The 19,029-nt window shown below is 62.1% G+C and carries 14 protein-coding genes; 7 read left to right on the top strand and 7 right to left on the bottom strand.

The window, feature by feature from the left end:
- The first annotated feature begins 39 nt into the window (after positions 1-39).
- The 4 genes from PCOSP_RS23275 to PCOSP_RS23260 all read left to right on the top strand — a co-directional run bounded on the left by PCOSP_RS23275 (position 40) and on the right by PCOSP_RS23260 (position 4,405).
- Complete coding sequence (locus PCOSP_RS23275; RefSeq protein WP_464709595.1) at positions 40-1,143, top strand: ABC transporter substrate-binding protein; 1,104 nt, start codon at positions 40-42, stop codon at positions 1,141-1,143.
- Positions 1,144-1,580: 437 nt separating this feature from the next.
- Positions 1,581-2,489, top strand: a complete 909-nt coding sequence (locus PCOSP_RS23270) for an ABC transporter permease (RefSeq protein ID WP_464709594.1) — start codon at positions 1,581-1,583, stop codon at positions 2,487-2,489.
- On the top strand, positions 2,486-3,334 hold the full coding sequence (locus tag PCOSP_RS23265) for an ABC transporter permease (RefSeq protein WP_024780938.1): 849 nt from the start codon (positions 2,486-2,488) through the stop codon (positions 3,332-3,334). Before PCOSP_RS23270 ends, PCOSP_RS23265 begins: the two co-directional genes overlap by 4 nt.
- A gap of 15 nt (positions 3,335-3,349) precedes the next feature.
- Entirely contained in the window at positions 3,350-4,405 is a 1,056-nt protein-coding gene (locus tag PCOSP_RS23260; RefSeq protein WP_464709593.1) for an ABC transporter ATP-binding protein, read from the top strand.
- Between the two features lie 125 nt (positions 4,406-4,530).
- On the opposite strand, the gene PCOSP_RS23255 is transcribed toward PCOSP_RS23260, so the two are convergent.
- The gene (locus PCOSP_RS23255; RefSeq protein ID WP_175384660.1) at positions 4,531-5,460 is read right to left on the bottom strand and encodes an AraC family transcriptional regulator; all 930 of its coding nucleotides are present in this window, start codon (positions 5,458-5,460) and stop codon (positions 4,531-4,533) included.
- A gap of 323 nt (positions 5,461-5,783) precedes the next feature.
- On the opposite strand from PCOSP_RS23255, the gene PCOSP_RS23250 reads away from it, so the two are divergent.
- Positions 5,784-6,128: a putative quinol monooxygenase gene (locus PCOSP_RS23250; protein ID WP_139645151.1), complete on the top strand. Its 345-nt coding sequence runs from the start codon at positions 5,784-5,786 to the stop codon at positions 6,126-6,128.
- Positions 6,129-6,169: 41 nt separating this feature from the next.
- On the top strand, positions 6,170-6,403 hold the full coding sequence (locus PCOSP_RS23245) for a hypothetical protein (RefSeq protein ID WP_139645153.1): 234 nt from the start codon (positions 6,170-6,172) through the stop codon (positions 6,401-6,403).
- A 69-nt stretch (positions 6,404-6,472) separates the two neighbouring features.
- Here PCOSP_RS23245 and PCOSP_RS23240 read toward each other — a convergent pair whose 3' ends face one another.
- Together PCOSP_RS23240 and PCOSP_RS23235 are read right to left on the bottom strand one after the other, a co-directional pair.
- The gene (locus tag PCOSP_RS23240) at positions 6,473-7,093 is read right to left on the bottom strand and encodes a flavin reductase family protein (protein ID WP_139645156.1); all 621 of its coding nucleotides are present in this window, start codon (positions 7,091-7,093) and stop codon (positions 6,473-6,475) included.
- A 173-nt stretch (positions 7,094-7,266) separates the two neighbouring features.
- On the bottom strand, positions 7,267-7,794 hold the full coding sequence (locus tag PCOSP_RS23235) for a heme utilization protein (RefSeq protein ID WP_464709592.1): 528 nt from the start codon (positions 7,792-7,794) through the stop codon (positions 7,267-7,269).
- A gap of 342 nt (positions 7,795-8,136) precedes the next feature.
- Between PCOSP_RS23235 and PCOSP_RS23230 the strand changes: the two genes are divergently transcribed.
- Complete coding sequence (locus PCOSP_RS23230; RefSeq protein ID WP_139645159.1) at positions 8,137-8,892, top strand: COG4705 family protein; 756 nt, start codon at positions 8,137-8,139, stop codon at positions 8,890-8,892.
- 121 nt (positions 8,893-9,013) lie between these two features.
- Here PCOSP_RS23230 and PCOSP_RS23225 read toward each other — a convergent pair whose 3' ends face one another.
- The 4 genes from PCOSP_RS23225 to PCOSP_RS23210 all read right to left on the bottom strand — a co-directional run bounded on the left by PCOSP_RS23225 (position 9,014) and on the right by PCOSP_RS23210 (position 18,848).
- Positions 9,014-10,333 carry an MFS transporter gene (locus PCOSP_RS23225; protein WP_175363014.1) on the bottom strand — a complete coding sequence of 440 codons (1,320 nt, stop codon included), beginning with the start codon at positions 10,331-10,333 and terminating at the stop codon, positions 9,014-9,016.
- A gap of 847 nt (positions 10,334-11,180) precedes the next feature.
- Positions 11,181-12,515, bottom strand: coding sequence for a sigma-54-dependent transcriptional regulator (locus PCOSP_RS23220; protein WP_175363015.1), 1,335 nt, complete (start codon positions 12,513-12,515; stop codon positions 11,181-11,183).
- Positions 12,508-14,274 carry a sensor histidine kinase gene (locus tag PCOSP_RS23215; protein WP_464709590.1) on the bottom strand — a complete coding sequence of 589 codons (1,767 nt, stop codon included), beginning with the start codon at positions 14,272-14,274 and terminating at the stop codon, positions 12,508-12,510. The genes PCOSP_RS23220 and PCOSP_RS23215 overlap by 8 nt, the downstream gene beginning before the upstream one ends.
- 122 nt (positions 14,275-14,396) lie before the next feature.
- A complete protein-coding gene (locus PCOSP_RS23210) occupies positions 14,397-18,848 on the bottom strand; it encodes a SpvB/TcaC N-terminal domain-containing protein (RefSeq protein ID WP_464709589.1) in 4,452 nt (1,483 codons plus the stop codon).
- Positions 18,849-19,029: the final 181 nt, after the last annotated feature.

Genomic DNA, 19,029 nt, shown 5'->3' with positions numbered 1-19,029 from the left:
ACAGCCACCTCATACCTAGAAGAACAAAGGGAGTCCTCCATGGGCAAGCATGATCTGAACAGACGTCAATTCATCAAGACCGCCAGCGTAGTGTCGGTCGCGGCCGCCGCCATGAGCGTGCCCTTCATCAGCGCCCGGGCCAGCGATACGCGGTTCGTCGGCAAGACCCTGCGTCTGCTGACCTGGTCCGACGACACCGGGCTGGCGGCGCTGCGTAACATCGCCGCGACCTTCGAGGCCAAGACCGGGGCCAAGGTCATCGCCGACCGCACCGGCAGCACCTCGGAAATGGTCGCCAAGCTCAAGGCCGGTGGCGACCGGCCGCAGTACGACATCATCACCCTGGCCGGCGTCGGCGCCGAGGGACTGGCTGCGGCGGGCCTGTTGGAAAAGCCGGACCTGAACCGCATCCCCAACCTGGTGGACGTGCCGGAGCATTACCGCACCGGTGCCGGTGGTCATGGCATCGGCTATCTGTTGTGGTGCAACAGCCTGGTCTACAGCACCCGCACCTTGCAACAGGCACCGGACAGTTACGCCGCGCTTTGGGACGCGGACCTGGCGCCGAATATCTTCTTGCCGCCGCCGAACTGGACCGAGGCCATGGACCTGATCATCATCGCCGCCAAGCTGGCCGGCGGTGACGAACACAACATCGAACCGGGCTTCAAGAAACTCGCCGAGCTCAAGGAACGGGTGGTGACCCTGGGCGAAAACCCGAACCAGATCGCCGAACTGTTCCGTACCGGTTCCCTGGACATGGGCGGTTTGTATGCGCCGGCGTTTTTCCCCAAGCAGATCCGCGACCCGGCCTATGGTCTGGGAGCAACGTTCGGTATGAAGGAAGGCTTCTACACCGACCTGATGCTCTCGGTCATGCCCAAGAACCGCCCGGGCGACACCGACCTGGCCTACGCCTTCATCGACCACTCCCTCGACCCGCTGGTGCAGGGCAAGATGGCCGAAGACATCTTCAACGGCCCGGTCAACGCCAAGACCATCATCTCCGCCGAAGCGCGCAAGAGCCCGTACATCCTCACCCCGGAGCAAATCGCCGACAAAGCGATCATGCACGACAACGCCTTCCTGGCGACGGTGCACGACCAGTGGATCCGCCGGTACACGGAAATTTTCTCTTCCTGAACTGGATGCCGGGCCCGCTCGATATCCAAGTGTGGGAGCGAGCCTGCTCGCGATAGCGGAGGGTCAGTTGAGGGAGATGTGGGCTGTGCCGGCGTCATCGCGAGCAGGCTCGCTCCCACAGGGGAATAGGGGGGTGCGGGGATCTGTGGGCTACCCGCGATCCAGTGTGGGAGCGAGCCTGCTCGCGATAGCGGAGGGTCAGTTGAGGGAGATGTGGGCTGTGCCGGCGTCATCGCGAGCAGGCTCGCTCCCACAGAGGAATAGGGGTGATGCGGGGATCTGTGGGCTACCCGCGATCCAGTGTGGGAGCGAGCCTGCTCGCGATAGCGGTGGGTCAGTTGAAGGAGATGCTCGCTGTGCAAGCATCTTCGCGAGCAGGCCCGCTCCCACCGAAAAGTTGTGTTTGTGCTGTCGTTTTCCACTGACGAGACCTTGCCATGGAACACCAACCGTTAACTCATCCGCAGAGCGTTGCGCCAATGCATTCCAGCCGGAGTATTTCGCCCACGACGCGGGCGTGGTTTTTCCTGTCGCCGTCGATGCTGTTTCTGGGCGTGTTGATTGCCGCCAGTCTGTTGGTACTGCGCATGAGCGTCGGCACCAAGGGCGCGGAGTGGAGTGGGTTCAGCCTTGCCAGTTATGGGCAATTGCTGGAGCCCTATTACCTCAAGTCCCTGTTGCTGACCTTACGCCTGGCACTGATCAGCGCGGTGATCGCCGTGCTGTTGGCGATCCCTGTGGCTTACACCATGTCGCGCCTGACCTCGCCATTGCTGCGGCGGGTGTTCCTGGCGGCGGTGCTGTTGCCGCTGCTGGTCAACCTGCTGCTGCAAAGCTACGGCTGGCTGGTGATCCTCGGCCCGGCCGGCATGCTCAACCAGGCGCTCATGGGCCTGGGCCTGATCAAGCGACCGATCATGTTGCTGTACAACCAGAACGGCGTGCTGATGGGCTTGGTCCAGACCGCATTCCCCCTGGCCGTGTTGCCCATCGCCAGCGCCATGCGCGGGGTGGCCCGCAGCTATGAGGAGGCGGCCGCCACCCTCGGCGCCAGCCGCTTCCAGGTGTTTCGCCAAGTGGTGTTGCCCATGAGCCTGCCCGGCATCATCACCGGCGCGACCCTGGTGTTCGCCTACAACGCCAGCAGCTTCGTCGTACCGCTGTTGTTGGGCGGGAGACGAGTGCCGATGCTGGCAGTGATGGTCCATGACCAGATTGCCCCGTTGATGAACTGGCCGGCCGCGTCCGCCGCGGGGGTGGTGTTGATCGTCACCACGCTGCTGATCATGACCCTGTCCGAATATTTCACCGGCCGCCGTCGGCGGATGCTGGAGGCTTCTCAATGAGCGCGTTGAGTAAAAAACGCCAGTCGCTGTTGCCCGGTGAAACCGGTCGGATCGCGGGGCTGCTGTCGGGTCTCATTCTGTTGCTGGCGGTATTGCCGATCCTGACCATGATCGTCATGTCCTTCAGCGGCGCGGCGAACCTGGACTTCCCGCCAAGCAGCTACAGCCTGCAATGGTATCGGGCCGCCTGGCAGACCTTCGTCTCCCCGGATACCAGCGATGTACTGAGCCTGGGCCAGGCCATGGGCACCAGCTTGCTGGTGGCGTGCCTGACCATGATCTTCGCCACGCTGATCGCGGTGCCGGCGGCCTATGCACTGACCCGTTGTGAGTTCCGGGGCAAGGCCGTGGCGCTGCAATTGATGTCGCTGCCGTTGGTGTTCCCCATGGTGGTGCTGGGTCTGGCTTTGCTGTTGGTGTTCGACAGCCTGCCGTTTCAGATGACCACCTCAAGGCTGGTCATTGCCCACGTCATCCTTGCCTTGCCGTTCGTGGTGAAGAACTGCACCGCCGCCATGCTCGGCATCGGCAGCGAAGTCGAGGAAGCCGCGCGGATGCTCGGGGCCTCACCGCAGCGGGCCATCGTCGATGTGGTGGTGCCGTTGATGAAGTCGGGCATCCTCGCCGGAATGCTTCTGGCATTCATTGTCTCGTTCAACGAATTCACCGTGACCTATTTTCTCTACACCGTCGACGTCATGACCGTGCCGATCTGGATGTACAGCCGCACCGTGTCGTCGCTTGACCCCACCGTTTTTTCGTTTGCCGTGCTCATCGTGCTGATCGACTTCGTGCTGATCTGGGCGTTGGAGAAGCTGGTGGGCGAGGGCGGCGTTTCCTTTTGATTTCGAGGTGAAGACATGACTGGACTGATACTGGAAAACGTCGAGAAACATTACGGCTCGGCTTGCGCGGTAAAGGATGTGAACCTGCATTTGCCGGAAGGCAAGCTGGTCTGTTTTCTCGGGCCTTCGGGCTGCGGCAAGACCACGCTGCTGCGGATGATCGCCGGCCTGGAAAGCCTTAGCGGCGGTGAGATCCGCCTGGATGGCGATGACATCGGTCATACCCCGGCGCACCTGCGCAACTTCGGCATGGTCTTTCAATCGCTGGCGTTGTTTCCCCACATGACCGTCGGCGAGAACATTGCCTATCCACTGAAACTGCGCGGCGTGGGCAAGGCCGAGCAGCAGGCGCGGGTGGTGGAGTTGCTGGAGCTGATTCAGCTCCAGGCCATGATCGACCGGCCCGTGGCGAAACTGTCTGGCGGCCAGCGTCAGCGCGTGGCAATTGCCCGGGCGATTGCCGCACGGCCAAAAATCCTGCTGTTGGACGAACCGCTGTCTGCCCTCGACGCCAAGCTGCGTGAGTCGATGCAGGTGGAAATCCGCCAGCTGCAACAGCGGCTGAACATCACCACCATCCTGGTGACCCACGACCAGCGCGAGGCCATGACCATGGCCGATATCGTGGTGGTGCTGGGCGAGCACCGGGTGCAGCAGGTGGGGACGCCGATCGAGATCTATCGGCATCCAGCCAATGAGTTCGTCGCCGACTTCATCGGCTCGGGTAATATTTTCCCTGCGACCACGCTGGGCAGCGGGCGTGTCGGTCTGCCGGGCGGGGATGTGCTGGACGTACCGGCCAGCCGTAGCCCGATTGTTGGCGAGAAGATCAAGTTGCTGGTGCGCCCGGAAGACGTGCAGCTGTCTACCCCCCAGGCCACGGCGGGTAACCGCTTGCTGGGCAAGGTGACATTCGTGCGTGACATTGGCGCGACCATCGAGACCACGGTGGAGTGTTCCGGGGTTTCATTCACTGCGCTGAGTACGCCTTGCCAGGGAATGGACCTGGGCATCGGGCACGCGGTGTCGGTGACCCTGCCGGCGGAGGCGTGTCGGTTGCTGGGGGCTTGATCTGGAAAAGTGGGGGCTTGGTCTGGCCCCATCGCGAGCAGGCTCGCTCCCACATTGGAATGCGTCCACCCTGTGGGAGCGAGCCTGCTCGCGATGAGGCCGGCACAGCCAACGCAAAAGGCCAATCAAACCGTCAGCCGCAACCGCGCCAGATCCCGCAACGGCGGTGCGCCAAACAGCCGGCTGTACTCGCGGCTGAACTGCGAAGGGCTTTCATAACCCACCCGATACCCCGCCGCCGAAGCTTCCAGCCCTTCGGCCAGCATCAGCCGCCGGGCTTCCTGCAAGCGCAATTGTTTCTGATATTGCAGCGGGCTCATGGCGGTCATGGCTTTGAAACGGTGATGCAGGGTCGAGACGCTGAGGTTCACTTCCCGGGCCAGGTCGTCGATGCGCAAGGGCTGTTCGAAATGACAGTTGAGCCATTTGATCGCCTGGCCGATGCGATGGCTCTGGCTGTTGGCGACGGCGATTTCGTATAGCCGGTAGCCCTGGGGACTGCGCAGCAGGCGGTACAGAATCTCCCGTCGCACCAGGGGCGCGAGCATGGCGATGTCCTTGGGGTGGTCCAGCAGGCGCACCAGGCGCAGCACCGCGTCGAGCATCGACGTGTCCAGGCGTTCGACATACAGGCCACGACCGGCGGGGCGTGTCGGCACGCCCAGCGGGCCGGCATCGGCGATCAGCGCGGTGATTTCCGCAGGGTCGATGTCCAGGCGCAGGGCCAGGATCGGGTGTTCGGGCGAAACGTTGGCGATGCACCCGCTCAACGGCATCGACACCGAGACCACCAGGTAATGGAGTGGGTCGTAGTTGAACAGTTCGTCCGCCAGCCGCACCTGTTTGCTGCCCTGGGCCATGATGCACAGCGCCGGTTGCGCCAGCACCGGGGCAAATTTATGGGGCTTGCTGTGGCGAGATAGATTCAATGAGCCGATGGCCGTGACGTAACTGCCGTCTTCGCGGGTATTACGGTCGATGATCGACGCCAGTTCGGCGCGTTGTTGTTCCAGATGTGGGTCCAGGGGGACGTGGGCGTGGTCGAGCGGCGACATGCCAGGATCCTCGGAAATAGGAGCGATGGACAAAGCTTATGTTTGTGCAAGGCACGGTGGTAGTCACATCCTGTTGAAAGCTTGCCTGATCCTGCATGGCTGCCGCGCCAGAACGTTGCAATGCCGTCGAAACTTGCTTGAAATCTTTCGTCTCAAATTAGCCGGTTCCTGCCGGGGCGTCGCAGTGTTGCCACCCTCTTTTACGCAGGATTGTGCAAGGCGTCGGCAGAAATCGACTAACGGACCTGGCGTCGCGGCGCTTAACCTTCAACCCTGTCGCAGCTGTCCCCGGCTGCACAATGGATGACCTGGGAGGGTTGAACATGTCTACACAGATCCCCGTCAGTCACATGGCTTTTGTGCGGGCCCGCGCCGGAAGCTCCAAATCATTGGGCGCGCGCCTGAGTAAACTCATCGCGCCTTCGCGCCAAGCCCCCGGCTGCGTGCACTTCGCGCTGCAGCAATCGCAATGCGATGCCGACTTGTGGTTGATGTCCGGGCTCTGGGTCGATCAGCAGGCGATGGATGCGTACTTCAACTCCCCGGCCATGGGGATTTTCGCTGAGCTGGTGCAGGATCTGGTGGTGAGCAGCCTGGATTTTCATACCTTCAGGGATGTGTCCGCCCCCCAGGCGACTCTGGCAACGGTACACAAACTGGCCGGATGAAGGTTTAATGGCTGCCATTTCTCATTGCCAGGATGCGCAATATGGCACGTAAAGTCTTTGGACCCTTTGAAGCTGTTTCCGCCGTCATGCCCCGGGAGGGTGGCGGTTATCATGCGGCTATCGCCACTAAAGCCATCGGCGGCTCGGGTGCGCCGCGTTTCAACAAGGTACTTGAGAAGCAGCGTTTCGAGACGGCTACCAAGGCGGATGAAGCTGCCGCTGTGCAGCTGACCCATCTCAAGGGCGTCGACGAGGAGGGTGGGTTGCTCTGGTGACCCTCAACCAATAGAGCTTTTCTGTGGCGAGGGGATAAATCCCCTCACCACAGGAGCTTGTGCACATGCTTACTTTGGGCGATGCATCTTGAACAGTGCCTCAGGCCCCAACTGGAAGTAATCCGCCGGTCCGCCACCGCGCAAGATCGGTTCGGCGGCGGCTGTGTCGTAGACCCCGTCCTTCAATAGCCACTTGGCAATATGCACCGCAACCACTTCGCCGAGGATCAGCCAGCTCGGCACCAACCCCTTGTCCGCTCGTTGCAACTGAATGATCTGGGTGACCTTGCATTCGAAGGACACTGGGCTTTCGGCCACCCGTGGTACCTGGATCACCTGTGACGGCGCTGGCGTCAAGCCCGCCAGTTCGAATTCGTTGACCTCGGGCGCGACCATCGCGCAGCTCTGGTTCATCTGTTCGGCCAGCGGGCGTGTGGCCAGGTTCCAGGCAAATTCGCCAGTCTGTTCGATGTTGTTCAGGCTGTCTTTGCGCCCGACACTGGAAAAACCGATGATCGGCGGGATGTAATTGAAAGCATTGAAGAAACTGTAGGGTGCCAGGTTCAGGCGGCCTTCGGCGTCCTGGGAAGAGATCCAGCCGATAGGACGTGGGCCGACAATGGCGTTGAATGGATCGTGAGGCAGGCCATGGCCGTTGGCGGGTTCGTAATAGTAGATATCGTCGGGCATGGAAGTGCTCAAATCCTGAGTTTGGGTGGGACTCGAAGAATAGTGCCGAGCTGTATCGGTTTTGTCAGTACCGCAGGGCTTAGAAGGAGGTCTTTTGCACAGAGATGGCGATTGCCAGGGGGCTTTAATGACTAAGCCCGGCCGAAGCCGGGCTGTGAGGATGCCTTTGGGGATCAGCCGATGAAGGCACCACCGGTACGATCGAAGCCATCTTCAGCAACAGTGGCGCCGTTGGTACGGTCGAAGCCATCTTCAGCAACAGTGGCGCCGTTGGTACGGTCGAAGCCATCTTCAGCGACAGTGGCGCCATTGGTACGGTCGAAGCCATCTTCAGCAACGGTGGCGCCGTTGGTACGGTCGAAGCCATCTTCAGCGACAGTGGCGCCGTTGGTACGGTCGAAGCCATCTTCAGCGACAGTGGCGCCGTTGGTACGGTCGAAGCCATCTTCAGCGACAGTGGCGCCGTTGGTACGGTCGAAGCCATCTGCAGCAACGGTGGCGCCGTTGGTACGGTCGAAGCCATCTTCAGCGACAGTGGCGCCGTTGGTACGGTCGAAGCCATCTGCAGCAACGGTGGCAGCGCCGGTGCGATCGTAACCATCAGCGGCAATAGCTGAACCGGTACGGTCGAAACCGTCGGCGGCGAAGGTGTTGGCAGCCAGTACGGACAGGGTCAAGGCAAGGATCAGTTTGGTTTTCATCGTCGTAGCTCCAAAATCGTTGAGAGGAGGTGTCTTGCATGGGTTTAATTCTACGCATGCAAATTTGATTAAAAAGCGCAAAATAATGCTAAAAATAATCGATTAAATCGATACTAAGGCCTGTGCATTCCACGGCTTTACAAACCTTGGCAGCAGGGCGTGAACGTATCGATTCAAGTGAGATGAGGATGCCCGGCCAACATTAATCGGCGATTAATTCCGTGTCGGACGGGATGTGACAGATTTTTCAGGTATTCCCGACCTGTTTTTCACCGCCGCAACGCCAGTCTTCCCCGGGCCTGTAATCAAGGCCGGTCGCCTCACACTGGAGCTTTCCCTGCGATGAATAAACTGCCTCAAATCACCCTGGCCTTCTGGGTCATGAAAATCTGCGCGACGACCCTGGGCGAAACCGCAGGGGACCTGCTGTCGATGACCCTCAATGTCGGCTATGCCCTCAGCTCGCTGATCCTGATCAGCGTGTTCGTCCTGACGCTGGTGACGCAGTTGATGGCCAAGACCTACAAGCCGCTGCTGTACTGGATCGTGATTCTGTCCACCAGCACCGCGGGCACCACCATGTCCGACTTCATGGATCGCACCCTCGAACTGGGTTACGCCACCGGGTCGATGATCCTGATTGCGATTCTGCTGGCGATCTTCGCGGCCTGGCGCCTGAGCGGCGATTCGCTCAACGTCACCAAGGTGCAGACTTTCCGTGGCGAGATGTTCTATTGGATGGCGATCCTGTTTTCCAACACCCTGGGCACCGCCCTTGGCGACTACCTGGCGGATGATTCGGGCCTGGGGTTTGGTGGCGGTGCGTTGCTGATCGGATCGACCATTGCCCTGGTCGTGCTGCTCAAGTACTTCACCAGGATCTCGACAGTGGTGTTGTTCTGGATTGCATTCGTGCTGACGCGTCCCCTGGGAGCGACCCTGGGTGACCTGATGACCAAGTCCCATGAAAAGGGCGGCCTGGACTTCGGCACCATCGGTTCGTCGGCGGTGCTGGCGGGGATTCTGGTGGTAATGATCGCCGGGGCGGCGTATGCGCAGAATCGTTATGGCAAGCAGGGCGCTGCCGAGTTGGGTTGATACCGAGTTGTCCCTATCGCGAGCAGGCTCGCTCCCACAGGTGCAGCGCAGATCCTGTGGGAGCGGGCTTGCTCGCGAAAGGGCCATGACAGTCACCCAAGCAGTGACTGCCGAACCCCCATCAGTCCGTCACGATCCGCGAGTGTTTGCGGGTGTCTTTCATGGTGATGTACACCAGCAACGAGACCGCGATGCACGCCGTCACGTACCAGTAGTAGCCCGTCTCCATGCCAATGCTCTTGAACCACAGTGCGATGTATTCAGCCGTGCCGCCGAAGATCGACACGGTCAGCGCATACGGCAGGCCGACACCCAAGGCGCGGATTTCGGTGGGAAACAACTCGGCTTTCACCACGGCGTTGATCGAGGTGTAGCCGCTGACGATGATCAGCGCAGCCATGATCAGGAAAAACGCGCCCCACCAGGTCTGGATGGTGTGCAGGGTGGTAAGGATCGGCACGGTGCACAGCGTCCCCAGGATGCCGAAGGCAATCAGGATCGGCCGACGCCCGATCTTGTCCGACAGTCCGCCGATCACCGGTTGGAGGCACATGAACAGGAACAGCGTGGCGGCGGAAATCGTGGTGGAGTCGGAGATGTTCATGCCGACGGTGTTCACCAGGTATTTCTGCATGTAGGTGGTGTAGGTGTAGAACGCCAGGGTGCCGCCCATGGTCAGGCCGACCACGGTCATCAATTCCTTCGGATGACGCAGCAAGGTGCGCATGGCGCTTTCCTTGGCCTTTTCCTTCTTGGTGAAGGACTCGGTTTCTTCCATGCCACGACGCAGGTACAGCGCCACGATCGCACACAAGGCACCGATGGCGAACGGAATGCGCCAGCCCCAGGCGTACAGCTGATCGCTGGTGAGGAACTGCTGCAACACGATCAGCACGCCGAGGGCGATGAGCTGGCCGGAGATCAGGGTCACGTACTGGAAGCTGGAGAAAAAGCCGCGACGTTCCTTGGTCGCCATTTCGCTCAGGTAGGTTGCCGACGTGCCGTATTCGCCACCCACCGACAAGCCCTGGAGCAAACGGGCAAAGACCAGCAGGATCGGAGCGCCGACGCCGATGGTTTCATAACCGGGGCTCAGGGCGATGATCAGCGAGCCGAAGCACATCAAGTAGACCGAGGCCATCAGCGCCCGCTTGCGACCGGCGCGGTCGGCGTAGAGGCCCATCAACCATCCGCCGATCGGACGCATCAGGAAGCCCACGGCGAAAATCGCGGCGGTGTTGAGCAACTGGGCAGTGGTGTCGCCCTTGGGGAAGAAGACTTTGGCGAAGTACAACGAGAAAGCGGCGTAGACATACCAGTCATACCACTCGACCATGTTGCCGACCGAACCGCTGAAGATCGATTTGATCCGGCTGGCGGTGGTTCTTTCACGAGCGGGCACGGCCGCCGACCCGAGGGGCAGGGTGTTGGAGTTATCCATTGAAGGATCCTTCGTTTAATTGTTTTTGTGGAGCGCGTAGGAACGCAGCCTGACAGGGCTATAGCAGGAGCTGTGCCATATGGCGGAAGGCCGATCCAGAGGGGTTTGGCTCATGGGGTGAGCGGAAATCCGCCTATCCTGGACGCAGGGTGAGCGAGAATCCGCTGATTCGGCAGTGCCTGGACAGGCCTCTTCGCGGGCAAGCCCGGCTCCCACACGGGATCTTCAGTGGACGCTCAGGCTGCGGTCGGCCCCAATCTCCTGTGGGAGCGGGCTTGTTCGCGAAGGCGGTGGGTCAGTTTGAGTGATGGTGAGTGCGAAGCCGCCATCGCGAGCAGGCTCGCTCCCACACTGGATCTTCAGTGGACGCTCAGGCTGCGGTCGGCCCCAATCTCCTGTGGGAGCGGGCTTGTTCGCGAAGGCGGTGGGTCAGTTTGAGTGATGGTGAATGCGAAGCCGCCATCGCGAGCAGGCTCGCTCCCACACGGGATCTTCAGTGGACGCTCAGGCTGCGGTCGGCCCCAATCCCCTGTGGGAGCGGGCTTGTTCGCGAAGGCGGTGGGTCAGTTTGAGTGATGGTGAATGCGAAGCCGCCATCGCGAGCAGGCTCGCTCCCACACTGGATCTTCAGTGGACGCTCAGGCTGCGGTCGGCCCCAATCCCCTGTGGGAGCGGGCTTGCTCGCGAAAGCGGTGGGTCAGTTTGAGTGATGGTGAATGCGAAGCCGCCATCGCGAGCAGGCTCGCTCCCACACTGGGTCTTCAGTGGAAGCTCAGGCTGCGGTCGGCCCCAATCTCCTGTGGGAGCGAGCCTGCTCGCGATGGGGCCTGTACTGCCAGCACAGCACTCAGCCTCCCTGCAAAAACATCTCCCGACTCAACCCATGCCGCTGCATCTTTTCGTTGAAGGTGCGGCGTGGCAGTTGCAGTTCTTCGAGCACGGCTTTCACATCGCCTTTGTGCCGCATCAGGGCGGCACGCAGGCATTGGGCTTCGAAGGCTTCCTGCTGGGCGGCGAGGGATTGGCCGGGGTCCGTCTCCAGCGCATGGGAATGATCCAGCCCCAGCAACTGGCGCTCGGCGACGTTCGCCAGTTCGCGCACGTTGCCCGGCCAGTCGTGGCTCAGCAGATGACTCAACTGCGGGCCGCTCAACGGGGCGGCCGGGCGGCCCAGGCGTTCGGCGGCGTTGTGGGTGAAGTGCTCGAACAGCAAGGGGATGTCCTCGCGCCGTTCACGCAACGGCGGCAGGCGTAGTTCGGCGATGTTCAGGCGATACGCCAGGTCTTCGCGAAAGCGCCCGGCCCGGGCTTCATCCAGCAGGTCGGGTTTGGTGGCGGCGATGATGCGCAGGTCCACGGCGATGCTCTGGTTGGAGCCCAGGCGTTCGAGTTTCTGTTCCTGCAAGACCCGCAGTAGCTTGACCTGCTGGGCCAGGGGCATGCTCTCGATTTCATCGAGAAACAGCGTACCGCCGTGGGCGTACTCGAGCTTGCCGATGCGCTTGCCCTGGGCGCCGGTGAAGGCCCCGCTTTCATGGCCGAACAGTTCCGCCTCGAACAGCGATTCGGGGATGGCCGCGCAATTCAATGCCACGAACGGTTTGTCCGCCCGGGGGCCGAAGTCGTGCAAGCAGCGGGCAACCAGCTCCTTGCCGCTGCCGGTCTCGCCGCGGATCAACACATTGACCGGCAGGGTCGCCAGGTCCAGCACCTGGCGTCGCAGGTTTTGCAGCGCCCGGGAAACCCCCAACAAGGTTCCGTCGAGTCGGGCCCTGGCGTCAGCCTGCTCATGCAGGCGGCGGTTCTCCAGCACCAGGGAGCGCTTGTCCAGGGCACGGCGCAAGCTGCCCAGCAGGGCTTCGGGGCTGAAGGGTTTCTCCAGGAAGTCGTAGGCCCCATCGCGCATGGCCTCCACGGCCATCGGCACGTCGCCGTGGCCGGTCAGCAGGATAACCGGCAGATCCGCGTCGCGCCGGCGCACTTCGGCCAGCAGATCCAGGCCGCTGAGCCCAGGCATGCGCACGTCGCTGAGGATCACCCCCGGAAAATGCGCCGGCAGCGTTGCGAGGCATTCCTCGGCGCGGCTGAACAACTGCACCTGGAAACCCGACAGGCTCAGCCATTGTTCGACAGCGCTGCGGATACTGCCTTCGTCATCGACGACCATGACAGAGTCAAGCATGTAACCGGGCCTCCTGATCGATGGGTAACGTCACGCAGAATACGGCGCCGCCTTCATGGTTGTCCGCCGTCAGCCGCCCGCCGGACTCATGGATGATGGCAAACGATACCGCTAGCCCCAGGCCCAGGCCATCACCCACCGCCTTGGTGGTAAAGAACGGATCGAAGACCTGGCCCAGGTGTTCCTCGGCAATCCCGGTGCCGCTGTCACTGACCGTCAGGCGCCACAGTTGCTCATCGGCTTCCAGGCGCACTTCCAGGCGTTTCAAGGGTTGGTCGGCCATGGCGTCGAGGGCGTTGCGCAACAGATTGATCAGTACCTGTTCGAGGCGGATCGCATCGCCACGCACCCACGCCGGACGGGTCAGATGCAGCACGGTGCTGACCTGTTCGTCCCGCAGGCGGGTATCGAGCAGTTGCAGGGCCTGATCCACCACTGCCGCCAGGTCCAGGCGTTCGCGCAGGCCGCTGGGGCTCTTGCGGGCAAACGTTTTCAGGTGACCGGTGAGGGCGGCCATGCGGGTCAGCATGTCATCCACCGGTTTGAGTGCCTTGTAGGCATCGTCGACCCGGCCGTGATCCAGCAGCAGGCGCAGGGTCGCCAATTGCATGCGCTGGGCCGTCAGCGGTTGGTTGATTTCATGGGCCAGGGCCGCCGACATCTGCCCCAGCGCCGCCAGTTTGGCCGACTGCACCAGCCCTTCCTGGGCGGTACGCAACTCCTGGGTCCGCTCTTCCACCAGGCGTTCGAGCTCGGCTCGGCTGCGTTGACGCAGCTTCGCCAGGCGCCAGCGTTGGTTGAGAAACAGCAGCAGAAAGACCAACGCCAACCACGATCCGGCGGCAGCGAGCCCGGCGTTGCGGCGGTCTTCGAAAGCGATCTGCGGGCGACGCAGCAAATGCAGCGTCCACCCCTCGGCCGTCAGCGGCAGGGATTCCCACAGGTAGTCCGCCGTGCCGTCGGGAGCATCGACCCGGGTCAGCCGACTGTTGTCGTCAAAACGCCGCAACCCTTCGTAGTTCAATGGTTGCAGGGGTTGCTTGTCGTATTGGCGGGTGGCCTTGAGCTCGGCACGGTCGCTGTCGGTCAGAGGCTGCAGATGGCGATAACGCCAGCCCGGCCGGTTGGCGATGAACACGATGCCCCGGGCGTCGCTGACCAGCAGGGTGTCGCTGCCCTGGCGCCATTCACGTTCAAGCTCCGGAAATTCGAGCTTCACCACCATCGCTCCGAGGAACTCGCCTCTGTCGCCGGTTACTGCGCTGGACAGGAAGTAACCCGGAATGCCGCTGGTCACGCCCACCGCGTAGAAGCGTCCGGTGCCTTGGGTACGGGTCTGGAGGAAATAGGGGCGGAAGCCATAGTTGTGGCCGACGTAACTGCTGGGCAGGCGCCAGTTGCTGGCCGCCACGGCCAGGCCGGTGCGGTCGAGCAACTCCAGGGTCGAGGACTGCGCGGTGTCGTTGATTTTCTCCAGCTTGCGATTCAACGCGTCCTGTTGTGCCGCACTGACCGGTCCCATCAGGGCCGAGCGCAACTCCGGGTCCAGCGCCAGCACGGCGGGCAGGGCGCGGTAGCGGTCGATCAGGGTATGCAAGGAGTTGGCGTACAGCGCCAGTTGCTGGTTCGCACGGCTGGCGTCTTCCTCCAGCGCCTGGCGTTCGGCGTGGCGTATGGCCAGGGCAGCGGCGCCAACGGCGCCGGCGAGGATCAGCACAATGGCAAGGGACAGGCGCAAGGGGCGGGGCATTGCGAGCATGTGAGCGCTTCAAGGGGCGACGGGACTGGCACCATAGCATGCCGCCCGCATGTCGTAATGCGCCTCGTCCCGGGCTATCGGAGCGCTGTTTGTGTCTGTCTTAGTCGGCCGATGACCCTGTTTCAGTCCCCAGGATCCGTATCGTTGTAATCGAAGTCGCATTGGTACCAGGGATGATAGACATGCCAGGCTTCGTGCCCCTTGGCGTTGATGACCTTGACCAGGCGTCCTGGCGGATCGTAGAACTGCTGGTCGTGATAACCGTGCACGCGCAGCGAAGCGTCGTTGATGTAGCGCCAGGCATCCGCGAAATAGGGCCGATAGACCCGGGTGACCAGCCCTTTGTTCTCGTACTCGACCCGTTCGCTCACGCGCCAGCGCTGTTCGGCCAGGTGCTGGAGCGGCTGCCCGTCCTGCAACACCAGCGAACCGTCTTCGGCCACCGCATAGGCTTGCCCGGGTTCCACCCGCTGTTTGCTTTGCAGGGCACGGCCGAATCCGTCGACGGCATTGATAGTGATGCGGATCTGTTGCAAGGGATCGTCCGGGTAACGATCGGCGTTCAGCACGACGCTGTGGACCGGCTCCCGGGGCGCGGCGTGTATCAGTACCCGCAAGAGTTCCTGGGCGGCGCTGCGTTCGCTCAGTTGTGCCAAGCGCGTGCGCGCCGAGGCGCGGATGTGGCCGTCGGGCAGCAGGTAGCGCTCGCTGATCCACGCGTCGCGCTGTGCGGGGAGTACCAGGGTGAGATCGAGCGATCCCATCCAACTGAGCGCGTCGGTGCGCACGGCACTGGCGATCCGGCCCAGGGTGGCTTCCGGGTGGTCGATCGCATGGCCGGGTGTCAGGTCTTCGGGCGGTTGGTAGGTGGCGATATCGTCGAAGCCTGCCGGAGCGCCGTTCTCGGTGCCATGAAAGGTCACGCCCAGCGGAGCGCCCCCCGGGCCATAGAGTGCCTGCTGGATATTGTCATTGGCATCGATGATCTTGCGCGGCAGCAACGCGTGGTAATCGTACTCGACCCGGGTCGTGCAGCCGTCCGGCAGGGTCACGGCGGTGGTCATCAAGCGGTAGGCATCGTGCTCGACGGTAGTCACTCCGTGGCTTTGGGTCTCCTGCAGGGTCGTCAACTGGAAAAAGCCCTCAAGGGGCGCATAGGTCGCAAACCCGACTTTCCTGGACCAGAGGTTTTCGCGGTCGTCCTCATCCGGGTCGTCTGGTAGGAACAGCTTCATGGGCTCGAAGCCGATGCTTTCCAATTGCTCACGGATGTCGAAGGGCGGCGGCAACTCGTCGTAGGCTTGCAGCGCATGCTTGTCGAATTCGGCCATCTCCAGCGGGCCATGCAGGGCCTGGAAGGCAATGTCATCGTGCTCGTCCAGCAGGTAGTTCTGTTCCTGAAGCGCGATCAAATGCCGGGCGGCATCCCATTGCGGGGAGTCCTGATGGTCGATGAAGGTTTCATAGCTGACTTGCCGAGGGTTGAGCCCCAGCGGCAGTTCACCTTTCGGACGTTGCAACCCGTTGGCCCTGGAGCGCCACGGCAGGCTCAACCGCTGGCGCAGTCCGTCGTCATCGATCAGGTGCAGGTGCTCGGCGCGTTTCTCGACGATGTGGAACACCTGTTGCTGGTCGTCATGGGCGTCACGCCACCAGCCATTCTCGACCTCGTCTTCGAAGGGCGGCGGGTCGAGGGCGGTGAGGCGCCGGGCGTAGTGGACGAGGAAGCCGTGGATAAGCTGGCCGAACTGGTTCCACTTCAGGTTGAGCCCATGCTGGATCTGCGGGTCGTCGATGAATCCGTCGTATTGATAGGTGATCGCCTCCAGGTCCAGCACCAGCAGGCTCTTGTGGTGGACATGAGGATGGCGCAACAGATAGCGCTGTTGAGTCACGGTGTAAGGCCCGGCCGTGCCGGCCGGTTCGGCGGGATGGGTTTCGGTGCGCAGCACACGACCGCCCAGGGCGTAGGCCATCTCCCGCGCGGTGTCCGGGTCGGGACTGATGATTTCGTTGGCCTCGTCGCTTTCATGAAAGCGGGTCAGCAGTGTCGGGCCCAACGGCACTGCATCGGTGTCGCCAGCGAAGCAGTCCTTGAGGGGTTGGTCGACGGCGCGGCCGGTGTGGAACCAGGTCTTGACCAGTGCCGGCGCGGTGAAACCGGTTGGCGTCTCGCCTTCGGACACTTCGCTGTCGACCTGGTACAGCCGGCCGAAGCCTCGGAACTCGCGATGGTGGCTGTCATAGTCGCCTTCGAAGTAAGTGAAGCGTTGGGTCAGGCAATTACCGGTGATCTCGTCCCGTTGTTGTTGGCGCGCCACCAGCGGCAGGGCCAGGGGCAGGTAACAGGTCAGTGGTTCGCGGCTGGCCGTGCGTTGCTGTTTTTCATCCAGCCAATACTGCGCACTGCTGCGATAGGTCAGGGTGCTGCTGCAACCCATGTTGTTGTTCATGGCGTTGAGCAGATAAGGGCGGGTCGCGACAAAGTCATAGCGCCAGTGTCCGGGCTTCATATCGGGCGTCGCGTGCGGTTTGCTCAGGATCAGGCTGGCACATCCCAGGCCTTGCAGGTCGGCCAGGGTGACCTGGCACAGATTGTCGTACCGCACGCCTTCGGGCCATGGCACCTGCACAGGCGTTTGTTCAAGACCATTGCCGCCGCGGTTGAGGTAGATCTCGAAGCACTCGCTCTTGAGGTAGATCAGTGCTGGTGCCCCGGACCCGTCCAGGTCGGCGATGCGGACCCGATCGGCATCGAACTGGCTGTAGCTGAAGGGCAGGGCACTCATGACAAAGCCTTCGCCGAAACGCCCACGGCCCAGGTTCGGCCAGCATTTGATCTCGTTGCAGCGGATGCGGCACAGCTCGGTACTGTCGCTGCCCAGCAAGTTGCCGAACATCACCAGTTCATTGCGCAGGTCACTGAACAAGGGCAGGGCGCTGTCCGGTTCATGGGGCACATTCACGCCGGGGGCAAACCCTTCCTCGCGGCGGTTGGCGTACAACCGCACGCTCTTGGGGCCGATCATGGCCAGGGAGCGCAAACCGTCACCGTTGAGGTCGCCCAGTTGTGCGGACGGGTGCAGTAACTCTGTCGGGAAGCGCTTGAAGTCCGTGAAGGTGGACCAACTGCGGTCCGGGTTGAGGGTGTAGAACCCGCTCATGCCGGGCTGGACGATGAGCCAGTTGAGGCGACCCCTGCCCGTCAGGTCGGTCAGCACCTGCAACACCGTCGGGTTGTCGGTGGCCACCGGCATGCTCGAAAGGCGCGACCACGGACCATAGGCGATGGTGTCGTCGTTCTCGCCGCGTTCCGGTTCACGGTAATACCAGCCATGGGTATAGCGGCACAGAAACCCCGGAACGCCCTCGCCGTACAGGTCGACGCAGTGGTAGCGCTTGCCATCTTCAAGGGCAGGCATCGTCTGCAGCTCAACGAACGGTTCGGGTGCCAGGTTGAGCTCGAAATCGTTGTAGTGCAGTTCGACGGGGGGACGGTAATCGACGCGGCCCTCGGCGTCCCAGTCCTGATAATGGGCGGCGGTCAGCAGGTTGTAGCCCAGTGCGGTGGCGCTGTATTCCAGCAGCAGCCGCGCAACCAGCGCAGGTTCGCTGCCCGCTTCGGCGGGGAAGTGGTGGAACATCAGTACCTGTTGGCAGAGGTGGCGCGTGCCGACTTCGAAACCGTACCGGTAGGCATGGATCGGGTCGCTGCGCAATTGCCATGGTACCCCTTTGGGGACGTACCAAGCCGGTTTGCGCACAAGATCGAGGGCGCGCTGGCCATAGTCGAACAGCAGATGGAAATGCCAGTGCCTGCTGGCTGGGTCGGTCTCTTCGAAGCAATAGAAACTATCGCTGGCCGTGGCGTTGCCATAACACACACGTCGCAGGTAGCGCTGGGCGCGATAGTCATGGGGACCGTCGAACGGGCCGGGATCGGCTTCGTATTCATAAAAGATGTGCTCGCCCGACGGGCCGAGTTCTTCGAGCAACAACCATTCGGCGATGCGGACCGGGCTCTGTGGATCGGTGTCGGCAACGGGGGCGGCGATGCGCGACGCTTCGCTGTTGCCGTAGCAATACAAATGGCCGTTGCTGCCCTGGACTCTCCAGAACGGCGCCTGGCCATCGTCGGGACTCCAGAGTTCATAAACGTCGAATGCACTTTCGATCCTGGGGTAATAGCGCACCACCGAACAGGCCCGGCTACCGGGCCCGGCCAATGTGCGAATGACTGGCATGCCTTCGTTGAACTCGGGCCAGCGCTCAACCCCGTCGGCATCGATCATCACGTCGTCATCGCCGTAGTGCGGGACGCCTTCGCTGGTGCGGCGGGCGATGCTGGCGAGGGACAACTGCATGCCGATGCCGAAGGTGCCGTTGCCACTCTGGCTGTTGTAGTGCAGTGCCAGCGCCGGTGTCAGGTGGCGAGCGCTGGAAAGAGGCAGGGGCAATTCGAAAGAGGCCGCCCCTCGCGTGCCGACTGGGCCGATCCGGCTGCCCATCGTGGCAATGGATGCGCTGTTGGCGATGGTGGGGGTCACAATCTGCAGGGGCGTTTGTTCTGCCATCGAGGGAATCTTCTTGTTAGGCCATGTCAGGGGATACCCGGCTGAACATGAGGATGCCAAGAGATGAACGATGGGTAACCTGTCAGATCCGACAGGTGCGCGAGCAGGCCGATAAGTGGTAGGCATTCCTGCACGCAACAAAAAAGGCCGGTGGGCTTGTCGCCCACCGGCCTTTTTACGG

The organism is Pseudomonas sp. MAFF 730105 (genome assembly GCF_055380705.1).
The sequence above is the reverse complement of the archived record's forward strand: the minus strand, read 5'-3'. Positions and strand labels throughout refer to the sequence as shown.